Annotated in this window: 1 protein-coding gene; it reads left to right on the forward strand. The window is 46.7% G+C overall.

Annotation, left to right across the window (positions count from 1 at the left end):
• Nucleotides 1–72: 72 nt before the first annotated feature.
• Nucleotides 73–533, forward strand: a 461-nt coding sequence (locus R7O13_RS30455) for a PHP domain-containing protein (RefSeq protein WP_412125755.1), incomplete at its 3' end; no start/stop codon positions are given.

Below are 533 nucleotides of genomic sequence, written 5' to 3' on the forward strand. Positions count from 1 at the left end.
ATCTCACGCTGTTTCTCAATCAAAACGGTTCGTTCGAAATTCGATAATTTGTCCACAATTTAGGAGGTCACCATGGATATCGTCGTTGATAGCCACACCCATACTATTGCCAGTGGACATGCCTACAGCACCATTTTAGAGAACGCATTGGCAGCCAAGAATAAGGGGCTAAAACTTCTTTGTACCACCGATCATGCTCCCGAAATGCCAGGAGCCCCTCACTACTGGCACTTCAATACTCAAAGAATTTTGCCCCGCTTTTTGCATGAGGTCGGTATTCTCCGTGGCGTTGAAGCCAACACTTTAAACGTCAAAGGCGAGATCGATCTTCCGCTTTCCTCTGATCAACATCTTGATTGGGTAATTGCTAGCTTTCATGAGCCCGTTTTTAGACCCGCAACCGAAGCGGAGCACACTGCCGCGCTAATTAACGGCATTAAAAGTGGCAGAGTGGACGTGTTAGGGCACTTAGGTAATCCCAATTACCCATTTGATATGAAGCAAGTGTTGCGTTGCGCTAAATCCCACACTGT

The organism is Vibrio sp. Y176 (assembly GCF_033438945.1).